Source organism: Micromonospora sp. U21 (assembly GCF_018070045.1).
In the GTDB taxonomy this organism is placed as follows: Bacteria; Actinomycetota; Actinomycetes; order Mycobacteriales; family Micromonosporaceae; genus Micromonospora.
Genome location: NZ_JAGPYK010000004.1, coordinates 284,494 through 303,187 on the forward strand (window position 1 = coordinate 284,494; position 18,694 = coordinate 303,187).

Consider the following 18,694-nt stretch of genomic DNA (forward strand, 5'->3'; position numbering starts at 1 on the left):
TGCGCGCCACGCGAGCGCGGCGGGGTCCCGGGCGGCGCAACTGGGGGAGGAGTGGACCCGATGGTGGACGCGACCACGAGGTTCTTCGAGGATCTGGACCGGCGGGGGTACGAACCCCGGCTGGCGAAGGCCTCCGGGACACTGCGCATCGACCTGCGCGAGGGGGCGCAGACCCGGCACTGGCTGCTGAGGATCGACCACGGCCGGCTGAACGTGAGCCAGGAGGACCGGGAGGCCGACACGGTCATCGGGACCAGCCCGGCGCTCTTCGACGACATCGCCACGGGCCGCGAGCACGGTCTGGCCGCCCTGTTGCGGGGGGACATGACGGTGGTGGGTGACGCCCGGCTGGTGGTGCAGGTGGAGCGGATCTTCCCGGGTTCCCCGGATGCCGTTGGGCCGCGCCGCCGCTTCGTCGGGGAGGTGCACTGATGGGACAGAGCAACACGATCCGGATCCTGGACGGCAACACCTTCGTCGTCTGTGAGGACACCGGCGACATCGAGGCGACTCCGAGTGAGCCGACCGGGCTGTTCTCCATCGACACCCGCTTTCTGTCCACCTGGGTGCTGACCGTGAACGGCGAGCGGCTCAACTCGCTCTCCTTCGACGACCTCCAGTACTTCGAGTCGCGGTTCTTCCTGGTGCCGGGGATGGCAACGCACTACATCGACGCGAAGTTGTCGATCATTCGGGAGCGTTCGGTCGGCGGCAGCTTCCGGGAGCAGATCACCATCCTCAACCACGACGAGAAGCCGGTGGACCTGGAGATCCGGATGGAGGCGGCGTCGGACTTCGCCGACCTGTTCCAGGTGAAGGACGAGATCGTGAACAAGAAGGGCGAGCTCTACACCGAGGTCGAGGCGGACCGGTTGCGGTTGGGCTACCGCCGGGGCAACTTCCGGCGGGAGACGATCATTTCCTCGTCGGTGGCGGCCCGCTATGACAGCAAGGGATTCGCGTACACCGTCCACCTGGAACCGAACGAGCAGTGGGACACCGCGATCGGGGTCGAAACGCACGCGGTGGGGCCCGGAGACCGGGACCTGCGGATCGGGCTGCGGGTGCACGGCGGCGAGCGGCTGGCCCTCCAGCACGACCTGGAGCAGTGGATCGCGACCGCACCTACGGTCAACAGTGAGCACGGCCAGGTGTCCAGCACGTACCGGCGCAGCCTGATCGACCTGGCGGCGCTGCGCTTCTCGCCGTTGTCGCTCGGCGGCGCCACCCTGCCGGCTGCCGGCCTTCCCTGGTTCATGACCATGTTCGGCCGGGACAGCATTCTCACCTGCCTCCAGACGCTGCCGTTCACCCCGCAACTGTCGAAGACCACGTTGCGCATCCTCGGCGCCCTCCAGGGCAGCCGGTTCGACGACTTCCGCGACGAGGACCCCGGGCGGATCCTGCACGAGATGCGCTACGGCGAGACCGCCGCCTTCGAGGAGCAGCCACACTCGCCGTACTACGGCTCCGTGGACGCGACGCCGCTGTTCGTCGTGCTGCTCGACGAGTACGAGCGGTGGACCGGGGACGTCGCGCTGGTCAAGGAACTGGAGCAGGAGTCCCGGGCGGCGCTGAGGTGGATCGACAACTACGCCGACCTGATCGGCAACGGCTACATCTGGTACGAGCGGCGCAACACCGACACCGGCCTGGAGAACCAGTGCTGGAAGGACTCCTGGGACTCGATCTCCTACTCCGACGGCACGCTGCCGCCGTTCCCGCGGGCCACCTGCGAGGTGCAGGGGTACGCGTACGACGCGAAGGTCCGCGCGGCCCGGCTGGCCCGGGAGTTCTGGGACGATCCGGAGTTCGCCGACCAGTTGGAGCGGGAGGCGGCGGACCTGAAGCAGCGGTTCAACCGGGACTGGTGGGTGGCCGACGGCGAGTACTACGCCCTGGCCCTGGACCCGGACGGCCGCCAGTGCGACGTCCTCAGCTCGAACATGGGCCACCTGCTGTGGAGCGGGATCGTCGAACCCGAGCGGGCGGAGAAGGTCGCGCAGCACCTGGTGGGGTCCCGGCTCTTCACCGGGTGGGGGGTGCGGACGCTGGCCGAGGGGGAGGCCCGGTACAACCCGATCGGCTACCACAACGGCACGATCTGGCCGTTCGACAACTCCTTCATCGCCTGGGGCCTGCGCCGGTACGGCTTCGCCGAGGAGGCCGCGACGATCGCCAGCGGCATCCTGGACGCGGCGACCTACTTCGACGGGCGGTTGCCGGAGGCATTCGGCGGCTACCCGCGGGAGCTGACCAAGTTCCCGGTGGAGTATCCGACGGCGTGCAGCCCGCAGGCGTGGTCGACCGGTACGCCGCTGCTGCTTCTGCGCACGATGCTCGGCCTGGAGCCACACGAGGGGCACCTGGCGGTCGATCCAAAGTTGCCGGTGGGAATGGGCCGCATCGAGGTGCTGGACATCCCGGGCCGCTGGGGTCGGGTGGACGCGTTCGCCCGGGGCCGGATCGACCTGCACAACCTCGCCGACTGACCCACCGCGCCGGCCGGTCCACGTCGGGCCGGCCGACCTGGTCGGTGCGGTCAGCCGGGCGGCAGAACGCTGTCCAGGAACGCGGCGGCCACCGCCCGCAGGTCCGGCCGATCCAACTCGAGCGAGTGGCCACCATGGGTCACCCAGCTGTGCACCGGGTGCCCGGCGGCGAGCAGCGCACCGGTGAACCGGACGGTCTGGCTCACCGGGACCGAGCGATCGGCCGTGCCGTGCACCAGCAGCACCGGCACCCGGTTGCCGACGTGGGTGCCGACCGTGGCGTCAACGGTGGCCGGGTCGCCGGTCGCGGGCGGGTGACCGAGCAGGTCCACCCATGGATCATTGCCGGCGCGCAGCCGTACCCATTCGGGGTCGAGCGGGTCCACTGCCGGCCAGTACGCCAACACCGCGGCCACGTCGTCCGGACGGTCGATGCCGCGCAACCCCGCCTGGAGGGCGAGCGTGGCACCGGCCGAGTCACCACCCACCAGCAGTGGCCTGCCGTCGTCGCGGGCGCGACGTGCCTCCTCGCGTACGTCGGCCAGCTGCGCCGGCCAGTGCGCCTCGTGCGCCAGCCGGTAGCGGGCCGGCACCACCCGCAGCCCGTGCCCGGCCAGAGCCGCGCCGTCCTCGCTCGCCCGCCCGCGCCAGCCCCCGCCATGGATCCAGAGCAGCACCGCTCGTTCCGTCATCCCGCCATCTTTACGACCAGGTGCTGCGCGGGGCCAGGGGATCCGCCGAGGGCAGAACGAAGACCGCCGTGCCTGCCGGTCGCCACCCAGGCGTCCCCCAGTCGGGCAGGGTAGATTCTGCGGATGCCGGAGCTCGTGTACCCGCCCGTTATCGCCGCCGCCAAGACGATGTTCCGGGTCCTCGACCTGAAGATCACGATCGAGGGCGCCCACCACGTACCCCGCAGCGGCGGGGCGGTGCTGGCCAGCAACCACGTCAGCTACCTCGACTTCATCTTCGCCGGCCTGGGCGCGAACGCGTCGGATCGGCTGGTCCGGTTCATGGCCAAGCAGTCGGTCTTCGCGCACAAGATCTCCGGCCCGCTGATGCGCGGAATGCGGCACATCCCGGTGGACCGGCAGGCCGGCGCGGCCTCGTTCCGCGCCGCCGTGGACGCGCTCAAGCGCGGCGAGGTCGTCGGCGTCTTCCCCGAGGCGACGATCAGCCGTTCGTTCACCGTCAAGGAGCTCAAGAGCGGCACGGTGCGGATGGCCCGCTCGGCGAAGGTGCCGGTGCTGCCGGTCGCGCTGTGGGGCACCCAGCGGCTCTGGACCAAGGGCCGCCCGCGCACGCTCACCCGCCGGCACACGCCGGTCAGCATCCTGATCGGTGAGCCGATCAACCCGGCGGATTTCCCGGACCCGAACGTGCTGGCCGCCGAGCTGACCAGCCGGCTCAGCGCGCTCGTCGACCGGGCCCAGCGGGAGTATCCGGACGCGCCGGCCGGTCCGGAGGACACCTGGTGGCTGCCCGCGCACCTGGGCGGCAGCGCACCCACCCCGGAGGAGGCCGCCGCCCTGGACGCGGCCGCCGAGCACCGCACCCCCAGCGTCTGACGACCCGGGTGGTGGCCGGATCGTTCCGCATCCGGACATGATGGTGTCTGCCGTCGGGGCTGTCCTGCGGCCAGGATCGGAGCCATGAGCAGAACAGCACTCGTCGTGATCGACGTCCAGGAGTCCTTCCGCCAGCGCCCGATCTGGGCGCACGGCTCCAATCCCGACCTGGTTCGGCAGGTCGACCGGCTGGTCGCCGCCGCCCGTGGGTGCGGCGACCTGGTGGTCTGGGTCCTGCACTCGGAGCCGGGCACGGGCGGGGTCTTCGACCCGGCCCTCGGGCACGTGCGGCTGATCGACGGGCTGGTCCCGGTCGAGGGCGAGCCGACGTTGGTCAAGACCGCGCACAACGCGTTCACCACCACCAACCTCCAGCAGGTGCTGACCCAGGCCGGCATCCACGACCTCACCGTCTGCGGCATCCGCACCGAGCAGTGCGTCGAGACCACCGCCCGGGTCGGCGCGGACCTCGGCTACCGGATGACCTTCGTCACCGACGCCACGCTGACCTTCCCCATCCCGCATCGGGACCTGCCGGAGACCGCCACGGTCGAGGAGATCCTCGCCGACCCGCGCACCCTGACCAACGAGGAGATCGTCACCCGCACCGAGTACGCGCTGGCCGGCCGCTTCGCCACCATCCGGACGGTGGACGAGCTGACCGGCGCGACCTACGCCGGCGCCCGGGGTTGACCGGGTGACCCGGGTCGTCTTCCTGCTGGTTCCGGAGCTGCACCTGCTGGACCTCGCCGGGCCGGCCCAGGTCTTCTCCAGCGCCGCCGACCTCGGCTACGACTACCGGCTGCACTACGTCGCCGAGCGGGAGCAGGTGTCCACCGTGCAGGGCGTACCGCTGATCGCCGACACCCGGTGGCCCGAGCTGACCCCGGACGACCTGGTGCTGGTGCCGGGCTGGCGGCCCGCCGCGCACGGGCCGCAGGGGCCGGTCTCGCCCGTCGACCTGCGGCGGTTGGCCGATCATCACGCCGCCGGCGGCACCGTGGCCAGCGTCTGCGCCGGCGCGTACGCCCTCGGTCGGGCCGGGCTGCTCGACGGCCGGCGCTGCACCACCCACCACGAGGTGCAGGACGACCTGGCCCGTCGGCACCCGGCGGCCCGGGTGGCCCGCGACGTGCTGTACGTGGTCGACGACCGGGTGGTCACCTCGGCCGGCATCGCCAGCGGCATCGACGTGGCGCTGCACCTGGTGGCCACCCGGCACGGCCCGGCGGTCGCCGCCCGGATCGCCCGCACGCTGGTCGTCTACGCGCGGCGCAACGGGCACGAGCCGCAGGCCAGCGCGATGATGCGACACCGCTCGCACCTCTCGGAGGCGGTGCACCGGGTGCAGGACCTGATCGACAGCCGGTACGCCGAGCCACTGCCGCTGGCCGAGCTGGCCGCCGCCGGAGGCGTCGCCGAACGGACGCTGACCCGGCTGTTCCGCGGGACCACCGGGCTCACGCCGCTCGGCTACCAGCAGCTGCTGCGGGTGGAACGCGCCGAGCACCTGATCGGGCACGGCGCGACGGTGGAGTCCGCCGCGCGGACCGTCGGCTTCACCGACGCCCGGATGCTGCGCCGCCTGCGAGCCCGCTCCAGCGGGACGGCTCCGGCCCGGGCCGGTAGTAGTCGTCCCGGGATCGGAACTCCACCGGCAGCGAGCCGGGCAGCGTGACCCGGGAGTCCCCGGCGAGCAGTGCGGGGCCGGCCCGCAGCAGCAGCACGTCGCGCTCCTGCGCGGAGAGGTCGACCAGTTGCGGGCGGGTGAGCCGGAACATGGCCACCGCCCGGCGGACCTGCCGGGCCAGCGCGGTGACCTCCCCGGCCGGCCCGCCGAGGGCCAGCGCCGGCTGTTGGATGGTGCGCAGCGCGTCGCAGACGATCAGCAGCTGCTCCGGTGCGTCCGGGCCGGCCGGCGGCAGCTCCAACCGGGACGGCCACTGCCAGCGGATCTGCCCGCTCATCAGCCCGGCTGGCCGGCCCGCCGGTCGGCGCGGGGGCGTCTCGTCGGCGACCAGGGACAGCTGCGCCCCGGTGCCCACCCAGCAGATCCGTTGGTCGGTGACGGTCACCGACACCGGCCAGGGCAGTCGCCAGCCGCGCCGCGCCTCGGTCGGCCCGAGCAGGTAGCCCGCGACCAGCAGCCGGTACCGGCCGAGCACCTTCTCGCCGGGCACCGGTCGCAGGGCGTAGCGGCGGTCCAGGATCGGCCCCGCATCGTCGTCCGGTGCGTCGAACCGGTGTGGACCGATGAAGAAGGGGGACGCGTCGGCGTGCATCGTCACGACCTCCCGGTCAGCTGGGGTGTGCGTCGAGCCTGGCGGATCCGGGAGGCCGTGTCATGACGCCCGTTAGGGGGTCGGCCGGTCGTGCGTCGCCTGTGACCGGTAGATGCCGATCTCCTCCGGGCGGACGAGGCCGTCCTCGATCGCCCGGGCGAGCAGCGCCGCCTTTGTGGCGGCCGGCCGCCCCGCTCGGGTGTACTTGATCCGCGCACGGTCGACGTACTGCTTCACCGTGTGCTCGCTGATCCGCATCCGGCGGGCCACCGACGCCTTGGACATCGACTGGAACCAGAGCAGCAGCGCCTCGCGCTCCTTGTCGGACAGCATCGGCCGGTCCGGCCGCGGGTCGCCGACGATCGCGCCGGCCAGCGCGGGCGGCACGTACGGGCGGTCGCTCGCCGCGGCCAGCACGGTCGCCACGCAGTGCTCGCGGCCCTCGTGCTTGGCCAGGAACGCCACCGCCCCGGCGTCCAACGCGGCGAGCATCGTCTCCGGGTCGGTGTGCTCCGAGTAGACCACCACCCGCCGCCCGGTGGCGCTCAGCTCGGCCAGCTTGTCCAGCACCATCCGGCCGTGCAGCCGCAGGTCGAGCAGGACCACGTCGGCGTCCGGCGCCGCACGCAGCACCGCGTCCGGGTCGTCCCCGGTGGACAGCACGGTCAGTCTCGGCTCGGTGGCGAGCCAGGCGCGTACGCCCTCGACCACCACCGGGTGGTCGTCGACGATCGCCACCCCGACCGGCCGGTCGCCGGTCATCTCCGCCACCGGGTCTGCGCCCATCTGATGTCCCCGTCCCGTTCGTAGAGGTGCTGCACCGGCCCGTCGTCGTGCTCCCCGGGCGGTGGACCGGTCGCCTCCGGCGCCTCCCGGTCGGGCGTGACCAGGCTGACCACGACCTCGTCCGGGCCGGAGACGACGGTCAGTCGGGCCCAGCCCCGGGCGTCGGCGAGGATGCCGGTGAGCGGGTCGGCGAGCCGGCGGCGGATCTCCACCGGCAGTGGTGGCGGGTCGCCGATGGTGACCAGATCGATCGGCAGCCCGTTGCGTTCGGCCAGGTCCGCGGCGGCCCGCAGCTCGTGCAGCAGCGGGTCGGGTACGTCGTCGGACTCGGCGATCAGGCGGCGCAGCCGGGCCGCGGCCAGCACGCACCGGCGCTGCACCTCCGGGTCGTCCGGATCGGCCCGTCCGGCGGCCAGTTCCCCGAGCACCCGGCCGGCGGCCGCACCGACCAGGACGAGGCGGTCGCGGCGTTCCCGAAGGCCCTGCTCGGCGGCGTCCCGCTCCGCGGCGATCGCGTGCATGGTGGCCGCCGCGGCGGCCCGTTCCCGGGCCAGGCCGACGATCGTCGTGCTGCCCACGAAGACCGCCACCGGCAGCGAGAAGGTGCCGTAGACGTACATCGCGTAGCGGGCCAGGTCGGCAGGGTCGTGGCCGTGCCCGAGCACGGCGACCAGCGCGATCAACGCGTGCGTGGTCAGCAGCGCGACCAGCCCGGTGACCCGCCGGCCCCACATCGCCAGCACGAAGAACCAGCCGAGCGTGCTCCACACCCAGTTGGCGGCGGCGAACAGTTGTCGTTCACCGGCCGCGGCGAAGACCGCCGCGTCGACGGCGAGCAGCAGCCCGGCGAGTGGCCACGGCGGCAGCGGCGCTCCGCGCAGCAGCCGTACCCCGGCCACCACCCCGGCCACGGCGACGAGCAGCCAGCCGCCCAGCACCACCGCCGGCGCGGCGAACTCCGCGCGGGCGCCCAGCACCGCCGGCAGGCCGATCGCGACGTGCCAGGCCAGCGCGATCGCGACGGAGGCGATCCGGGCACCCCGGTCGGAGGCGTGCGCCACGGCCGCCGGCGCGGCGAGCGCCGCCGTGGGTGCCGAACCCCGGGGCGCGGGCACGCTGGCCCGGCCCGGCTGCGGCTCCGGAGCCCGGGCCGACGCCCCGGGTGCCGCGGTGCGATCCGTCGAGGCGCCGAGGTCAGCCGACACCGGGCCACTCCAGCCGGATCGTGGTGCCCGCGCCGGGGGCGGAGCGGACCTCGGCCCGCCCGCCGACCGCCGCCATCCGGCCGCGGATCGACTCGCGCAGCCCGTACCGATGGGGAGGGACGCTGGCCGGGTCGAAGCCGGGGCCGTCGTCGGCCACCTCGACCACGACGGCGATCGCGTCCCGGCTCATCCGCAGCGTGACGTCGGCACCCGGCGCGTGCCGGACCACGTTGGACAGCGCCGCGTAGGCGCTCTCGGTGATCGCGTCGGCCACACCGGCGGGCACGGCGCACGACGCCAGCTCCAGGCTCACCCGCAGCTCGGGCAGCCGGTCGGGCACCGTCCGCAGCCGCCCCTCCAGGGGCACCGGGCCGTCGCCGGGCACCGGGCCGACGTCCGTCAGCGCGACGAGGGTACGCAGGTCGGCCGCGCACCGCTCGCGCAACGCGGCGGACGGCCCGGGCACCGCGCCGAGCCCCACCATCGTCAGCGTGCCGAGGACCGTGTCGTGCAGGTCGCGGTTCTGCCGCCGTTCGGCCTCCCGGGCGGCCCGGGCGATCAACGCGTCCCGGGTCAGCCGCTGGTGCTCGGCGAACGCCCGGTCCGCCCGCCCGATCCGGCGGCGCATAACCGCCGTCATCATCGCCGTGCAGGCGGTCTGCACCAGCAGGGTGGACGCGTGCGCCCGGGCCTCGGCGGGGTTGCCTGCCGCGTGCGCGCCCGCCACGTACGCGGCGGTGACCAGCAGCCCGGCCGGGATCGACCAGCGTGCCGGGGCGGTGGCCTGCGCGTTGATCACGGTGGTGCTGGCCAGCACCGCGATCCAGCTGCCCTCGCCGGGCAGCACCCCGGGCGCCACCAGGCGGGGGATGAGCAGGCAGGCGACCGCTGTCAGCGCGACGTCACCGGCGACCAGGGCCGGGGTGATGCCGTGGCGCAACGCGCGGCCGGCGTACCAGAGCGACCAGCCGGTCAACGCGGCCACGCCGGGCAGGAGCAGGGCCGGCTCGACCGGTGGAGTACGCACCGACAGCGCCACCACCGCGCCGACCAACCCGCAGGTGAGCCGCAGCAGCGCCGGCAACGTGGTGAAGATGAGGCTCAACGCGCCGCCGGCCGGATTGTCCAGCGCGGGCGGCGGCGCGGTCGGGGTGGCAACGGCCGGCATCGGGAGGCGTCCTTCCGACAACGACCCGGTCCGGGTCCGCGCGGCGGAGATCGACATCGGAGAATAGCATGGCCGATGGCAAGCAATCATCCATTGTGCCCGGAGTGTCGCCGATGTATCACTCCGTGCTGCGGGGCTGGAGCAGGTCCCACCGGTTGCCGTAGAGATCGGCGAACACCGCGACCGAGCCGTACGCCTCGTGCCGCGGCTCCTCCAGGAACCGCACCCCGGCGGCGACCATTCGGGAGTGGTCCCGGGCGAAGTCCTCGGTGTACAGGAACAGGCCGACCCGGCCGCCGGTCTGGTCGCCGACCCGGGCGCGCTGCTCGGCGCTGCTCGGCCGGGCAAGCAGCAGTGCCGTCTCCCGGGCGCCCGGCGGACGGACCACCACCCAGCGCGAGCCGTCCGGGCGTGCGGTGTCCTCCACCAGCTCGAAGCCGAGTCCGCCGACGTAGAAGTCGATCGCCTCGTCGTACTCCCGCACCAGCAACGCGACCAGTCCCAGATGTGCCATCCGGCCATCATGCCGGCGCTCGCGCGGCGAGCCCGATCGGCGTGTGGTGGATGTGAGCTGGCACCCGCTCCCGCGCCGGCCTCGGCCGCCGCTTCGGAACCGGGTGCGGTTCCCGCCCGTCCCATCACCTGGAGAGAGGTGGTGAGCCGGATGCGCTCGGGCGGGATGGTGCTGGCGGTGGCGCTGCTCGGCGTGGCGTTGGGCGGCTGCGCGGGCCGAGGCGCCGGGCCGGGTGTTGGGGACGATCCCGGCCCGGCCCGGATCGTCGAGAAGTGGACCTCCTGCGCGGAGGCGGCACCACGGGCCGGCGCGAGTATCGTGCTGCCGGCGCCGGACGGGGCTGAACCGGTGCCGACCGGGGACGATCCGGCGATCGGGCGGATCGACCCCGCGTTCACGCCGGTCGCCGCGGTGCTCTGCGGCCGGGAGATTCGACCACGCCCCGGTGGCGGTGAGGAGCAGGTGGCCACCGAGCGGCGCGCCGACGAGATCGCCGTGCTGGTCGCCGCGCTGCGCCTGCCGGACCGGCGACCGGATGGGGAGATCGCCTGCACCGCCGACATGGTCATCCCGCCCTGGCTGGCCCTGCTCGACGATCGCGGTCGGTGGCTGCGCCCGTACCTGCCGGCGGACGCCTGCGGCAAGCCCCGCGCGGAGGTACGCGCGGCGCTGGACGGACTGCGGTTGACCACCGTGGACAGCCGTGTCGTCGGGCAGGTCGGATCCCCGGCGGCCGAGGCCGCTGGCTGCGCGCAGCGGTGGGCGGACATGGTGTGGGTGGAGACCACGATGGGACGCCCCGGACCGCCCGCGCCGGCGACGGCTCCGGCCGCGGAGCCGCTGCGCCTCTGCGTCTACGACGTGCCCGCGTCGGAGCGGGGCGGCGGCAAGCCGGCGGGTGACTTCGCGTACGGCGGGCCGCTGCCGGCCGAGCGGCAGGCGGCGGTGCTCCGCACACTGGCCACCGCCCGACCGGCGACGGCGTGTGTCACCCCGGCGTCCCGCTTCGCGGTGCTGCGGCCACTGGACGGCACCGGCGGACCCGACCGGTACGTGGAACTGGACGGCTGCCGGCGCTTCCTGGTCGTGCCGCCCGTCGGCGGGTCACAGCTCGGGCAGGGCGATGCCACGCTGGCCGAGTTGCTGGGGCGCGGCTGAGCCAGCCGCCGGTTCGCTCTTTCCGCGATCTGGCCCGTGTTGGCGTGGCGGTCTGCTGGACTGGGACGGGGAGCGCCGGTGGGATGAGGAGCAGCCGTGGGTTCGTTGGCCTGGTCAACGTATGTCGCCCCGGCCAAGCCGGTGGTGTCGACAGACCTGCCGCCCGGCGAGAGCCGCGAGATGTGGTCGCCCACCAGCTCCACCCTGATCTACGGAGACCGCGACGCGGTCCTGGTCGACGCGTTGCTGACCATCGATGAGGGGCGGGCGCTGGCCGACTGGGTCGTGGCGAGCGGCAGGAACCTCACGACGATCTACATCACCCACGCGCACGGCGACCACTTCTTCGGTGCGGCGGCCGTGCTGGAGCGCTTTCCCCGGGCGCGGATGGTGGCACCCGTGAGCGTGGTGGAGAGGATGCGCGACCAGTTGGGGGAGCAGTGGCTCGACGGTGTGTGGCGCAAGGATTTCCCCGACCAGATCGCCGAGCGTCCACCCATCGCCGAGCCGCTGGTCGACAACACCATCGACCTTGAGGGCGAGCAGTTGGTGGCGGTCGAGACCGGCCACACCGACACCAACGGCACGAGCGTGCTGCACGTACCGTCGCGCGGTCTCGTCGTCGCCGGCGACGTGGTCTACAACGACGTCCACCTGCACCTCGCCGAGGCGGCTGACGGCGGCATCGAGGGCTGGGTCGGTGCCCTCACGATGGTCAACTCGTTGCGGCCCTGCGTGGTGATCGCCGGCCACAAACGCGACGGCGCCGACGACGATGCGCACACCGTCGAGGAGACCCGCCGCTACCTGGAGGACGTCGAAGCCGCCGCGCAGGGCACGGGTAGCGCCGAGGAGCTGTACGCGGCGATCATCGAACGCTACCCGGACCGGATCAACCGCGCCGTGGCCTGGAAATCCGCCCATGCGCTCAAGCCCGAACCCAGTTGACCGGCAGCGCTGCGCTCCTCGTCCCGGTGATCGACTCGACGTCGGTGATATTGGGGTGTCCCCGCCCCAGGGACACCCCGATATCGGCGATACGGAGTCGATCAGCCCGCAGCGGCCGATCCGAGGCCGGGACGAGGAGCGCGACGGAGGCCGGCGTCGGAATCGTCAGCGCCGATGTCGGTCTGGCGAGGCGCGTCTCCGGTGAAAGTCACAGGCGCCGACTACGGTCCCGCCATGGCAGCCAGCATTGACCTGACGCTTGATTCCACCGACGCCCAGGTGCTTTCCGCGTTCTGGAAGACGGCCCTCGGCTATATCGACGAGCCGCCGCCCGCGCCCTTCGCCACCCGCGAGGAGTGGCTCGCGCAGTTCGACCCGCCGGAGGACGACGTCGCGGACGACGGTGCGTGGCTGTGCGACCCCGATGGCGTCGGCCCCCGCCTCTCCATCCTCAACGTTCCCGAGCCCAAGACGGCGAAGAACCGGCTCCACATCGACATTCGGGTGCCCGGCCACGGCAGCCCCGACGAGCGGTGGGCGCGGATCAAGGCGGAGTCGGAGCGCCTGGTGAAGGCGGGCGGGAGTGTCCTGGAAGAAGCCGACGGACATCACGTGGTGATGGCCGACCCGGAGGGCAACGAGTTCTGCGTCGCCGCAACCTCAGCCTGAAGGGCGGCTTCGGGGCCACGCGTCAGCACCGTTCTGGGTAGCGTCGGTGGCGTGGCGGACGCAGTCGTGATTCCCGGCCGTACGTTCGGAACTGGTGCGCCTCTCCTGATGTACACCGGCGACGTGGCCGAACAGCGCGGTGCGACGCTGCACAGACACCCGTGGTCCGAGGAGCCGCCACGGCCGGACGCGCCGGAGATCGAAGGATGGGTGCGCGGTCAGATCGCCCCGCTGATCGACACCGTCGGCGGTCGCCCGCTGCTGATCGCCAATTCGCTCGGCACGAATGCGGCAGCCGTCGCCGCCGAGAGATCCCCGCCCGCGGTGTAGCTCACGCCCGTGCTCACCCTGCCGTGGGTCGTCGAGGCCCTGGGTCGGGCGACCGGCATGTACGTGCCAGGCCCGCTGACGGACTCGATCGCGGTGCTCAGCCGGGTCGTGGTCGCCGTGGAGGAATTCCTCGACGGGATCGCCTGGCCGGTCGCCCCGACCTAGTCAACCTCCGACGCTTGTCGCACCCGCTCGGTAGGACTAGAAACATGGACGGACATGCTTGGTACCGGGTCGCGCGGGTGCACCTCCAGGCGTACGACCCAGGCTGGCCACTGCGCTACGCCGAGGAAGCCGAGCTGCTGACTCGCACACTTCGGGACGCGGTCGTGGCGGTGGAGCACATCGGAAGTACGTCGGTGCCGGGCCTGGCGGCAAAGCCTGTGATCGACATCCTCGCCGCTGTCCGCAACTTCGGCGATCTTCCAACCGTCGTGGAGCTCCTAGGCGGGATCGGCTACATCTACACGCCGGAGTCCGAGGCTGACGACCCGAGCCGCCGGGTCTTCCGGAAGGGGCCGGACGACCTCACCCGTCTGCGCACGCACCACCTGCACGTCACTGAGCACCGCAGTCACTACTGGCGTCGCCTCGTCGCCTTCCGCGACCACCTCCGCGCGCACCCGGAAGAGGCCGCCGCATACCTCCGGTTGAAACGTGACCTCGCAGATCGGCACGCCGCAGATCCTGGTCGCTACACCAGAGACAAGCGGGATTTCGTGCGGGAGCTTGAGCGGAAGGCCGGTGTCTGAGCGCAAGCTGCCGACCTGGGGTACGAAGGTACGCCCGGCAGGGTTCGAACTCCCGGTTTTGTCCGAGGCGACCCGGCCATCGCCGGTGCCGTTCAGTGCTCCCAGACAGACACCGCCCGTCCCCCTCTGCCGGAGTCAGCACGACGATGGCCCCGGCGCCGAGCGCCAGGGCCATCGAGTTAGTCGATCTAATTGCGAATGGATGGTCAGTTCACGGACTCAGGGAACAGGTACAGGTCGAACCACAGTCCCTGACCGTCAACCTCCAACTGCTGGCTGCTGCCGGAGAGGCCGGGCGGGCCTGCGTACGTGCCGGTGAGCGTGTAGAGGCCCGGGTCGACGGCGAACTGGAAGCCGCCGTCAGGGCCGGTGACAGCCTCGATCCCGACCGGCTCCAGCCGGATCGTCGCCCCCGCCAGCGGCAGCCAGGTGGTCGTGTCGATCGCCTGGCCCCTGAGGCTCCACATGACGGACACCGTGAAGGATGCCTGCGTCAGTGGGCTGAGCCTGCCCCGGCGGTCGACCGCCACCGCGTACACCGGACGCTCACCGCTCACGTTGCCGACGTCGATCGTCACAGTGGCCGCACCATCACGCCCCGACCGGACCACGCCGCCCAGGTTGGTGTCACCGACGCTGTACCGGTAGCTGGTCACCGAGGTGTCACCGTTCGCGTCGAACCTGATGGCGAGTTGGCCGCCTTCGACCACGCTGTCCCCGTTCGGGAAGCTGATCGTCGGCTGGAGGAGAGCCTTCGTCTTGACCGAACCCGTGACGGCCGCGGCCGCAGGCGGCGCCAGCAGCATCGAACCGACGGCCAACAGCACGAGCGACGCGGTCATCGCAACGAGCCCACGGCTCGTAGAACGCTTGCGTGTACCCATCCAAGCCCCCGAATTCTCAGAATGTCACAGCGTGGTCAAGCTAGTCGGCAAGATGATCTCCGTCAACGTCCTTCGCAGCCAGGAAAGGCCCGCTGTTTCTGGCTGTACGGACGGCTGTGCGGCCTGTCGAGGGGGTCTCGACACACCACCCAGGACGCTGGTTGATCCAGCAGTGAACCCAGGTATCGAGACCGCTCACCTAGTCGGTAGGCGGCCTCGAATGCTGTGGGGGTCGAGCGTGCGGGCTACGTCCAACGCTCGCCGTTGCGGGTGGCCTTGGTCATATCGATCAGGTTGCCCAACCGGTACCGCAACACCCGCGCCTGCCCAACGGAGAGCAGGAGGCCGGCCGCGGCGCTGCCCTCCACGCTTGTCAGGTGCACCATCGGCTCAGCAGCCGGGTGTAGGGCTTGCACCAGGGCCACGTCAACGATGAACGCCTCCGGCCGGTTGGTGTCCAGGTGCAGGGCTGGCGAGCGGTGCCGGCCCCTGCGCGCACAGTCGCCCCGGTCGCACCAGCGCGGGTGGGTCAGGCCGGCGGGCTCGGTGGCAAGGGTGCCGGTCGGGAAGACGTGCACGTAGCCGCAGGGCCGATCCACGTCCGGTGCCATGCCGACCGGATGGGCGTCCATCCCGGTCTTGGCCACCACGGCGGTTACGTGGACGGTGTGCGCGGGGCAGGTGTACGCGCAGGCATCCAGGGAGTCGGCGGTGTACAGCTCGATGCGGACCGTCGCAGGTTCTCCGCAGGCGGGCGGGGTGGGTAGGGTGCTCACGGGTCGCCTCCTAGCTAGGCGATCAAGGCCCTCGGTCAGCGGCGCAATCGCTGGTCGGGGGCCCGCCTTGGTTCTGGCACGACAAACGTACAGTCGATGTACGTCTAGTGACTAGACGTCTAGATGCTGGACAACCCCGAACACGTACAGATCATGTGCGTGTCTACGCTCCCGCCCATGACGAGCCCGCTGTCCAATGTGCCGATCTACCGGCAGTTGGCGGACCTGCTCGCGAAGCAGATCGAGGAAGGCAAGCTGCGCCCCGGGCAGCCGTTGCCGAGCGAGCTCCACTTGCAGCAGACCTACGGCGTAGCGCGGGGCACGGTGCGGATGGCCATGCGCGAACTACGCGACAGGGGTCTGGTCGTCACCGTGCACGCACGGGGCACCTTCGTTGCCGAACAGGGCTGACCAGAGCTGACGCGGTTGTACCGGGGTTGTACCCGGCTATCTCGAAGATCAGCCCTGACAAACGTTTCCGCTGGTGGTAGTGGGTGCGCCCGGCAGGATTCGAACCTGCGGCCTTGGGATTAGAAGTCCCCTGCTCTATCCGCTGAGCTACGGGCGCGCGGCGTGGATGTCGCGCCCAGAGGGTACCGCCGACCCGCCGGCCGGCGGGGAAAAGGGGTGCCCGCGTCCACGTTGCCGAGCAGGGTCTCACGGTGGCCGGGTGACCGGCATCCGGGTTCCCACGGACCGACCCGGCGCCGGCCCGTACCCTCGGCTGGTGCTGCTGGACCCCGACGCCGAGAACGACGTCGCCTACGAGCTGTGCCAGATCGTCGGCCGTGCCATCCTGCCGTACCGCTCGTCGGACGCCACCGACCAGCGCTTCGGTACCGCCTTCTTCTTCCAGGGCACCGACGACCCGGTAGGGGAGTCGTTGCTGACGGCGGTCGACCTGGTCGGCAGTCCGGGTGGTGAGTTGGGCCTGCGATCGAGCGTCACCGAGCCGGCCGGGGTCGCGCCGGATGCCGTCACGGAGACCGACATCAGGCCCGGCTGGGGGCGCTTCCCGGGCGACGGCGTCGCGGTGCTGCCCACCAGCGGGCTGCACCGGTACGCCGGTGACGGCGGCTGGCGGTGGCGGGTGCAGCCGGTGCCCGCCGGGATCGCCGCCGGGCCCGAGGTGGTCGCCGGCCTCGGCGCCGACGCCAGTTCCGCTTTCGTGCTGGCCCATGGGTTACGCGAGGACGGGTCGCGGCCGCTGGAGGTGGCCATCGAGCGGGTGGTCCGCGACGGGGACGACGTGCGGATCACCACTGAACTGCCGCCGGGGTACGTCGGGGCGCCGGTCTTCGTCGTCGGGGCGGACACCGCCGGGGACGTGTCGCTGTACTGCCTGGGCCTGGTGCTGCCCGGCGTCGGCGGTCACCCGGTGGCGACCTTCGACCGGATCCGGGCCGTGCTTTCGTCCACGCCCGGCGACGACTCCAGACGAGACACCGGAACGGCGAGCGCCGGGTGATGTCGCCGCACGCCACCTTTACGCGCCGGTGAGTCGCGGGCCGTCGTCGTGCTGCCGGGTCAACCGGCGGTCGTCGTCGCGCTGGCGCGTCAGTCGCTGACCGTCGTCGCCCCGGCCCGATCGGCCGTCGGACGCCGGCTCTCCGGCAGCCCGGGTTCATCGGTGGTCGAGGCAGGGTTGGCCGGGGCGGTGGGGCCGGCGGCGAGGAACGCCTCGGCCCACCGGCCGACCTCGTCGAAGACCTTTCGGCGTACGGCGGGACCGGAGAGCGTGAGGTCGTGCAACCCGCCGTCGAAGCGGGCGAGGGTGACGTGCCGGCCGAGGCGGGGCGCGTACCGGACCATGTGCTCCACGTCCAGCACGGCGTCGGCCAGGCTGGCGTTGTCGTGCCATTTGGTGCCCCGGAACGAGCGGGTCGAGCAGGCCAGCAGCACCGGCACCTGGATGTCCAGCCCGGCGCGCAGCCGGCGTTGGCCGGTGCGGATGGCGTTCAGCCAGCCGGCCCGGACCGGGAACCCGGCCAGCGGCTTCCACGCCAGGTCGTAGGTCCACTCGCCCCGGTGGTCGGCGTGGAGGCTCTGGCCGTACACCGTGCCCAGCCCGAACGGCAGGATGCGGTGCGGCGCCCGGCGGCCCAGCCGGGAGGCGGCGGCCGCGATTGGCCGGCGCACCGCCCAGGGGGCGTTCAGGTCGAAGAATGGGCTGTTCAGCACCAGGCCGTCGACGGTGCCGGCGTCGCGGCGGGCGTCCGCCCAGAGCGAGATGATCAGGCCGCCGGTGGAGTGGCCCATCGCCAGCAGGGTGTCGTGCCCGTCGTCCTTGCGGATGATCTCGGCGGCGGCGTCCAACTCGGGGAAGTAGTCGCTGATGTCCCGGCAGAAGTTCGGGGTCTGGCCCGGGAGCAGGCTGCGACCGTACTTGCGCAGGTCGAGGGCGTAGAAGTCCCAGCCCCGCTCGGCGAAGAAGTCGGCCAGGTGGGTCTGGAAGAAGTAGTCGACGAAGCCGTGTACGTAGAGCACGGCCCGCCCGGTGGGGCGCTCGGCCCGCCGCCGGACCAGCGTCGCGACGACCGGTCCCTCGTCGTCGGCGCCCAGGTCGATCGTCTGCCGCTCGTACGGCGGCCCCAACACGTCCGGTTCCACGTTCGCGACGCTACGCCGGCAACCTACCCGGCGGTAGCCCCGAGACCCAACGGCCCCGACCAGCCGTGCCTGCCGGCCGGGGCGTGCGGGAGCACGCGTCAGGCGGTTTCCGCGTCGGCGCGGCTCGGGTCGGCGGCGGGGTCGACCTGATCCTGCGGCTGGCTGACGTCGCGCAGGTGCTTGTTGTGCCGGGGCTCCTGGCGGGTCTTGGCGTCGTTGAGCCGCCGGCGCAGGTCGTCGCGGACGTCGTTCAGCGCGGCGTGCAGGTCCTCCTCGGCGGACGTGGTGACGATCTTCTGTCGGCCGGCGACCCAGCACTCCAGGGTGACCTTCTGCCCCCGTGCCTCGCGGTCCTTCACCGACACCTCCAGCTCGGTGGCGTCGGCGTGGAAGCCGGCCAGCCGGGCGTCGAGGGTGGCGAACTGCTCGGCGATCCAGGCGCGGTCGCCCTGCGAGAACCCGGCGCCCACCCGCAGGCACTCGGCCACGGTGGCCGGGTTCGCCACGGCGCTCATCGCCGCGCCTCGGAAGCGTTTGCGGAGCCGATGGTGG

Annotated in this window: 23 protein-coding genes and 1 tRNA gene; 13 read left to right on the forward strand and 11 right to left on the reverse strand. The window is 72.3% G+C overall.

Features of this window, described 5'->3' with window-relative positions; translation table 11 throughout:
- Nucleotides 1-60: 60 nt before the first annotated feature.
- A complete protein-coding gene (locus KBX63_RS07670) occupies nucleotides 61-432 on the forward strand; it encodes an SCP2 sterol-binding domain-containing protein (protein ID WP_210909961.1) in 372 nt (123 codons plus the stop codon).
- The gene (locus KBX63_RS07675; RefSeq protein WP_210909963.1) at nucleotides 432-2,492 is read left to right on the forward strand and encodes an amylo-alpha-1,6-glucosidase; all 2,061 of its coding nucleotides are present in this window, start codon (nucleotides 432-434) and stop codon (nucleotides 2,490-2,492) included. The genes KBX63_RS07670 and KBX63_RS07675 overlap by 1 nt, the downstream gene beginning before the upstream one ends.
- A 50-nt stretch (nucleotides 2,493-2,542) precedes the next feature.
- Here KBX63_RS07675 and KBX63_RS07680 read toward each other — a convergent pair whose 3' ends face one another.
- The gene (locus KBX63_RS07680; protein ID WP_210909965.1) at nucleotides 2,543-3,184 is read right to left on the reverse strand and encodes an alpha/beta hydrolase; all 642 of its coding nucleotides are present in this window, start codon (nucleotides 3,182-3,184) and stop codon (nucleotides 2,543-2,545) included.
- A gap of 123 nt (nucleotides 3,185-3,307) precedes the next feature.
- On the opposite strand from KBX63_RS07680, the gene KBX63_RS07685 reads away from it, so the two are divergent.
- From KBX63_RS07685 to KBX63_RS07695, 3 genes are all read left to right on the forward strand, one after another.
- Nucleotides 3,308-4,060: a 1-acyl-sn-glycerol-3-phosphate acyltransferase gene (locus KBX63_RS07685; RefSeq protein WP_210909967.1), complete on the forward strand. Its 753-nt coding sequence runs from the start codon at nucleotides 3,308-3,310 to the stop codon at nucleotides 4,058-4,060.
- A gap of 84 nt (nucleotides 4,061-4,144) precedes the next feature.
- Nucleotides 4,145-4,753 (forward strand): isochorismatase family protein, encoded by a 609-nt coding sequence (locus KBX63_RS07690; RefSeq protein ID WP_210909974.1) that lies wholly within the window; start codon nucleotides 4,145-4,147, stop codon nucleotides 4,751-4,753.
- Nucleotides 4,754-4,757: 4 nt separating this feature from the next.
- On the forward strand, nucleotides 4,758-5,738 hold the full coding sequence (locus KBX63_RS07695) for a GlxA family transcriptional regulator (protein ID WP_210909982.1): 981 nt from the start codon (nucleotides 4,758-4,760) through the stop codon (nucleotides 5,736-5,738).
- On the opposite strand, the gene KBX63_RS07700 is transcribed toward KBX63_RS07695, so the two are convergent.
- The 5 genes from KBX63_RS07700 to KBX63_RS07720 all read right to left on the reverse strand — a co-directional run bounded on the left by KBX63_RS07700 (nucleotide 5,620) and on the right by KBX63_RS07720 (nucleotide 10,015).
- Complete coding sequence (locus KBX63_RS07700; RefSeq protein ID WP_210909984.1) at nucleotides 5,620-6,342, reverse strand: hypothetical protein; 723 nt, start codon at nucleotides 6,340-6,342, stop codon at nucleotides 5,620-5,622. The genes KBX63_RS07695 and KBX63_RS07700 overlap by 119 nt on opposite strands.
- Nucleotides 6,343-6,414: 72 nt before the next feature.
- On the reverse strand, nucleotides 6,415-7,128 hold the full coding sequence (locus KBX63_RS07705) for a response regulator transcription factor (protein WP_210909986.1): 714 nt from the start codon (nucleotides 7,126-7,128) through the stop codon (nucleotides 6,415-6,417).
- Nucleotides 7,101-8,243, reverse strand: a complete 1,143-nt coding sequence (locus KBX63_RS07710; RefSeq protein WP_210910188.1) for a hypothetical protein — start codon at nucleotides 8,241-8,243, stop codon at nucleotides 7,101-7,103. The genes KBX63_RS07705 and KBX63_RS07710 overlap by 28 nt, the downstream gene beginning before the upstream one ends.
- A gap of 79 nt (nucleotides 8,244-8,322) precedes the next feature.
- Nucleotides 8,323-9,501 carry a sensor histidine kinase gene (locus KBX63_RS07715; RefSeq protein ID WP_210909988.1) on the reverse strand — a complete coding sequence of 393 codons (1,179 nt, stop codon included), beginning with the start codon at nucleotides 9,499-9,501 and terminating at the stop codon, nucleotides 8,323-8,325.
- A 118-nt stretch (nucleotides 9,502-9,619) separates the two neighbouring features.
- A complete protein-coding gene (locus KBX63_RS07720; protein ID WP_210909990.1) occupies nucleotides 9,620-10,015 on the reverse strand; it encodes a VOC family protein in 396 nt (131 codons plus the stop codon).
- A 141-nt stretch (nucleotides 10,016-10,156) separates the two neighbouring features.
- Here KBX63_RS07720 and KBX63_RS07725 point away from each other — a divergent pair, with 141 nt between their 5' ends.
- The 6 genes from KBX63_RS07725 to KBX63_RS07745 all read left to right on the forward strand — a co-directional run bounded on the left by KBX63_RS07725 (nucleotide 10,157) and on the right by KBX63_RS07745 (nucleotide 13,872).
- On the forward strand, nucleotides 10,157-11,173 hold the full coding sequence (locus tag KBX63_RS07725; RefSeq protein WP_210909991.1) for a hypothetical protein: 1,017 nt from the start codon (nucleotides 10,157-10,159) through the stop codon (nucleotides 11,171-11,173).
- 96 nt (nucleotides 11,174-11,269) lie between these two features.
- Complete coding sequence (locus KBX63_RS07730; RefSeq protein ID WP_210909993.1) at nucleotides 11,270-12,121, forward strand: MBL fold metallo-hydrolase; 852 nt, start codon at nucleotides 11,270-11,272, stop codon at nucleotides 12,119-12,121.
- Between the two features lie 234 nt (nucleotides 12,122-12,355).
- On the forward strand, nucleotides 12,356-12,790 hold the full coding sequence (locus tag KBX63_RS07735; protein WP_210909995.1) for a VOC family protein: 435 nt from the start codon (nucleotides 12,356-12,358) through the stop codon (nucleotides 12,788-12,790).
- A 51-nt stretch (nucleotides 12,791-12,841) separates the two neighbouring features.
- A complete protein-coding gene (locus KBX63_RS35055; protein ID WP_247661851.1) occupies nucleotides 12,842-13,120 on the forward strand; it encodes a hypothetical protein in 279 nt (92 codons plus the stop codon).
- Nucleotides 13,121-13,129: 9 nt separating this feature from the next.
- Nucleotides 13,130-13,285 (forward strand): hypothetical protein, encoded by a 156-nt coding sequence (locus KBX63_RS35060; protein WP_247661852.1) that lies wholly within the window; start codon nucleotides 13,130-13,132, stop codon nucleotides 13,283-13,285.
- Between the two features lie 44 nt (nucleotides 13,286-13,329).
- On the forward strand, nucleotides 13,330-13,872 hold the full coding sequence (locus KBX63_RS07745) for a GrpB family protein (RefSeq protein ID WP_210909997.1): 543 nt from the start codon (nucleotides 13,330-13,332) through the stop codon (nucleotides 13,870-13,872).
- 206 nt (nucleotides 13,873-14,078) lie between these two features.
- On the opposite strand, the gene KBX63_RS07750 is transcribed toward KBX63_RS07745, so the two are convergent.
- Entirely contained in the window at nucleotides 14,079-14,756 is a 678-nt protein-coding gene (locus KBX63_RS07750) for a hypothetical protein (RefSeq protein ID WP_210909999.1), read from the reverse strand.
- A gap of 245 nt (nucleotides 14,757-15,001) precedes the next feature.
- Nucleotides 15,002-15,532 (reverse strand): hypothetical protein, encoded by a 531-nt coding sequence (locus KBX63_RS07755; protein WP_210910001.1) that lies wholly within the window; start codon nucleotides 15,530-15,532, stop codon nucleotides 15,002-15,004.
- A 177-nt stretch (nucleotides 15,533-15,709) separates the two neighbouring features.
- Here KBX63_RS07755 and KBX63_RS07760 point away from each other — a divergent pair, with 177 nt between their 5' ends.
- Complete coding sequence (locus KBX63_RS07760) at nucleotides 15,710-15,943, forward strand: GntR family transcriptional regulator (protein ID WP_247661853.1); 234 nt, start codon at nucleotides 15,710-15,712, stop codon at nucleotides 15,941-15,943.
- 84 nt (nucleotides 15,944-16,027) lie between these two features.
- On the opposite strand, the gene KBX63_RS07765 is transcribed toward KBX63_RS07760, so the two are convergent.
- Nucleotides 16,028-16,100, reverse strand: a tRNA-Arg gene (locus KBX63_RS07765).
- A gap of 102 nt (nucleotides 16,101-16,202) precedes the next feature.
- Here KBX63_RS07765 and KBX63_RS07770 point away from each other — a divergent pair.
- Entirely contained in the window at nucleotides 16,203-17,000 is a 798-nt protein-coding gene (locus KBX63_RS07770; RefSeq protein WP_210910003.1) for a hypothetical protein, read from the forward strand.
- 89 nt (nucleotides 17,001-17,089) lie between these two features.
- Here KBX63_RS07770 and KBX63_RS07775 read toward each other — a convergent pair whose 3' ends face one another.
- Nucleotides 17,090-18,142: an alpha/beta hydrolase gene (locus KBX63_RS07775; protein WP_210910005.1), complete on the reverse strand. Its 1,053-nt coding sequence runs from the start codon at nucleotides 18,140-18,142 to the stop codon at nucleotides 17,090-17,092.
- 98 nt (nucleotides 18,143-18,240) lie between these two features.
- Nucleotides 18,241-18,657 (reverse strand): HPF/RaiA family ribosome-associated protein, encoded by a 417-nt coding sequence (locus tag KBX63_RS07780; protein ID WP_210910007.1) that lies wholly within the window; start codon nucleotides 18,655-18,657, stop codon nucleotides 18,241-18,243.
- Nucleotides 18,658-18,694 lie beyond the last annotated feature (37 nt).

What these genes read in the sequence shown, in the direction of transcription:
- KBX63_RS07670 (WP_210909961.1), top strand. Translation starts at nt 61, where the DNA reads ATGGTGGACGCGACCACGAGGTTCTTCGAGGATCTGGACCGGCGGGGG.
- KBX63_RS07675 (WP_210909963.1), top strand. Translation starts at nt 432, where the DNA reads ATGGGACAGAGCAACACGATCCGGATCCTGGACGGCAACACCTTCGTC.
- KBX63_RS07680 (WP_210909965.1), bottom strand. Translation starts at nt 3,184, where the DNA reads ATGACGGAACGAGCGGTGCTGCTCTGGATCCATGGCGGGGGCTGGCGC.
- KBX63_RS07685 (WP_210909967.1), top strand. Translation starts at nt 3,308, where the DNA reads ATGCCGGAGCTCGTGTACCCGCCCGTTATCGCCGCCGCCAAGACGATG.
- KBX63_RS07690 (WP_210909974.1), top strand. Translation starts at nt 4,145, where the DNA reads ATGAGCAGAACAGCACTCGTCGTGATCGACGTCCAGGAGTCCTTCCGC.
- KBX63_RS07700 (WP_210909984.1), bottom strand. Translation starts at nt 6,342, where the DNA reads ATGCACGCCGACGCGTCCCCCTTCTTCATCGGTCCACACCGGTTCGAC.
- KBX63_RS07705 (WP_210909986.1), bottom strand. Translation starts at nt 7,128, where the DNA reads ATGGGCGCAGACCCGGTGGCGGAGATGACCGGCGACCGGCCGGTCGGG.
- KBX63_RS07715 (WP_210909988.1), bottom strand. Translation starts at nt 9,501, where the DNA reads ATGCCGGCCGTTGCCACCCCGACCGCGCCGCCGCCCGCGCTGGACAAT.
- KBX63_RS07720 (WP_210909990.1), bottom strand. Translation starts at nt 10,015, where the DNA reads ATGGCACATCTGGGACTGGTCGCGTTGCTGGTGCGGGAGTACGACGAG.
- KBX63_RS07735 (WP_210909995.1), top strand. Translation starts at nt 12,356, where the DNA reads ATGGCAGCCAGCATTGACCTGACGCTTGATTCCACCGACGCCCAGGTG.
- KBX63_RS07745 (WP_210909997.1), top strand. Translation starts at nt 13,330, where the DNA reads ATGGACGGACATGCTTGGTACCGGGTCGCGCGGGTGCACCTCCAGGCG.
- KBX63_RS07750 (WP_210909999.1), bottom strand. Translation starts at nt 14,756, where the DNA reads ATGGGTACACGCAAGCGTTCTACGAGCCGTGGGCTCGTTGCGATGACC.
- KBX63_RS07760 (WP_247661853.1), top strand. Translation starts at nt 15,710, where the DNA reads ATGACGAGCCCGCTGTCCAATGTGCCGATCTACCGGCAGTTGGCGGAC.
- KBX63_RS07780 (WP_210910007.1), bottom strand. Translation starts at nt 18,657, where the DNA reads ATGAGCGCCGTGGCGAACCCGGCCACCGTGGCCGAGTGCCTGCGGGTG.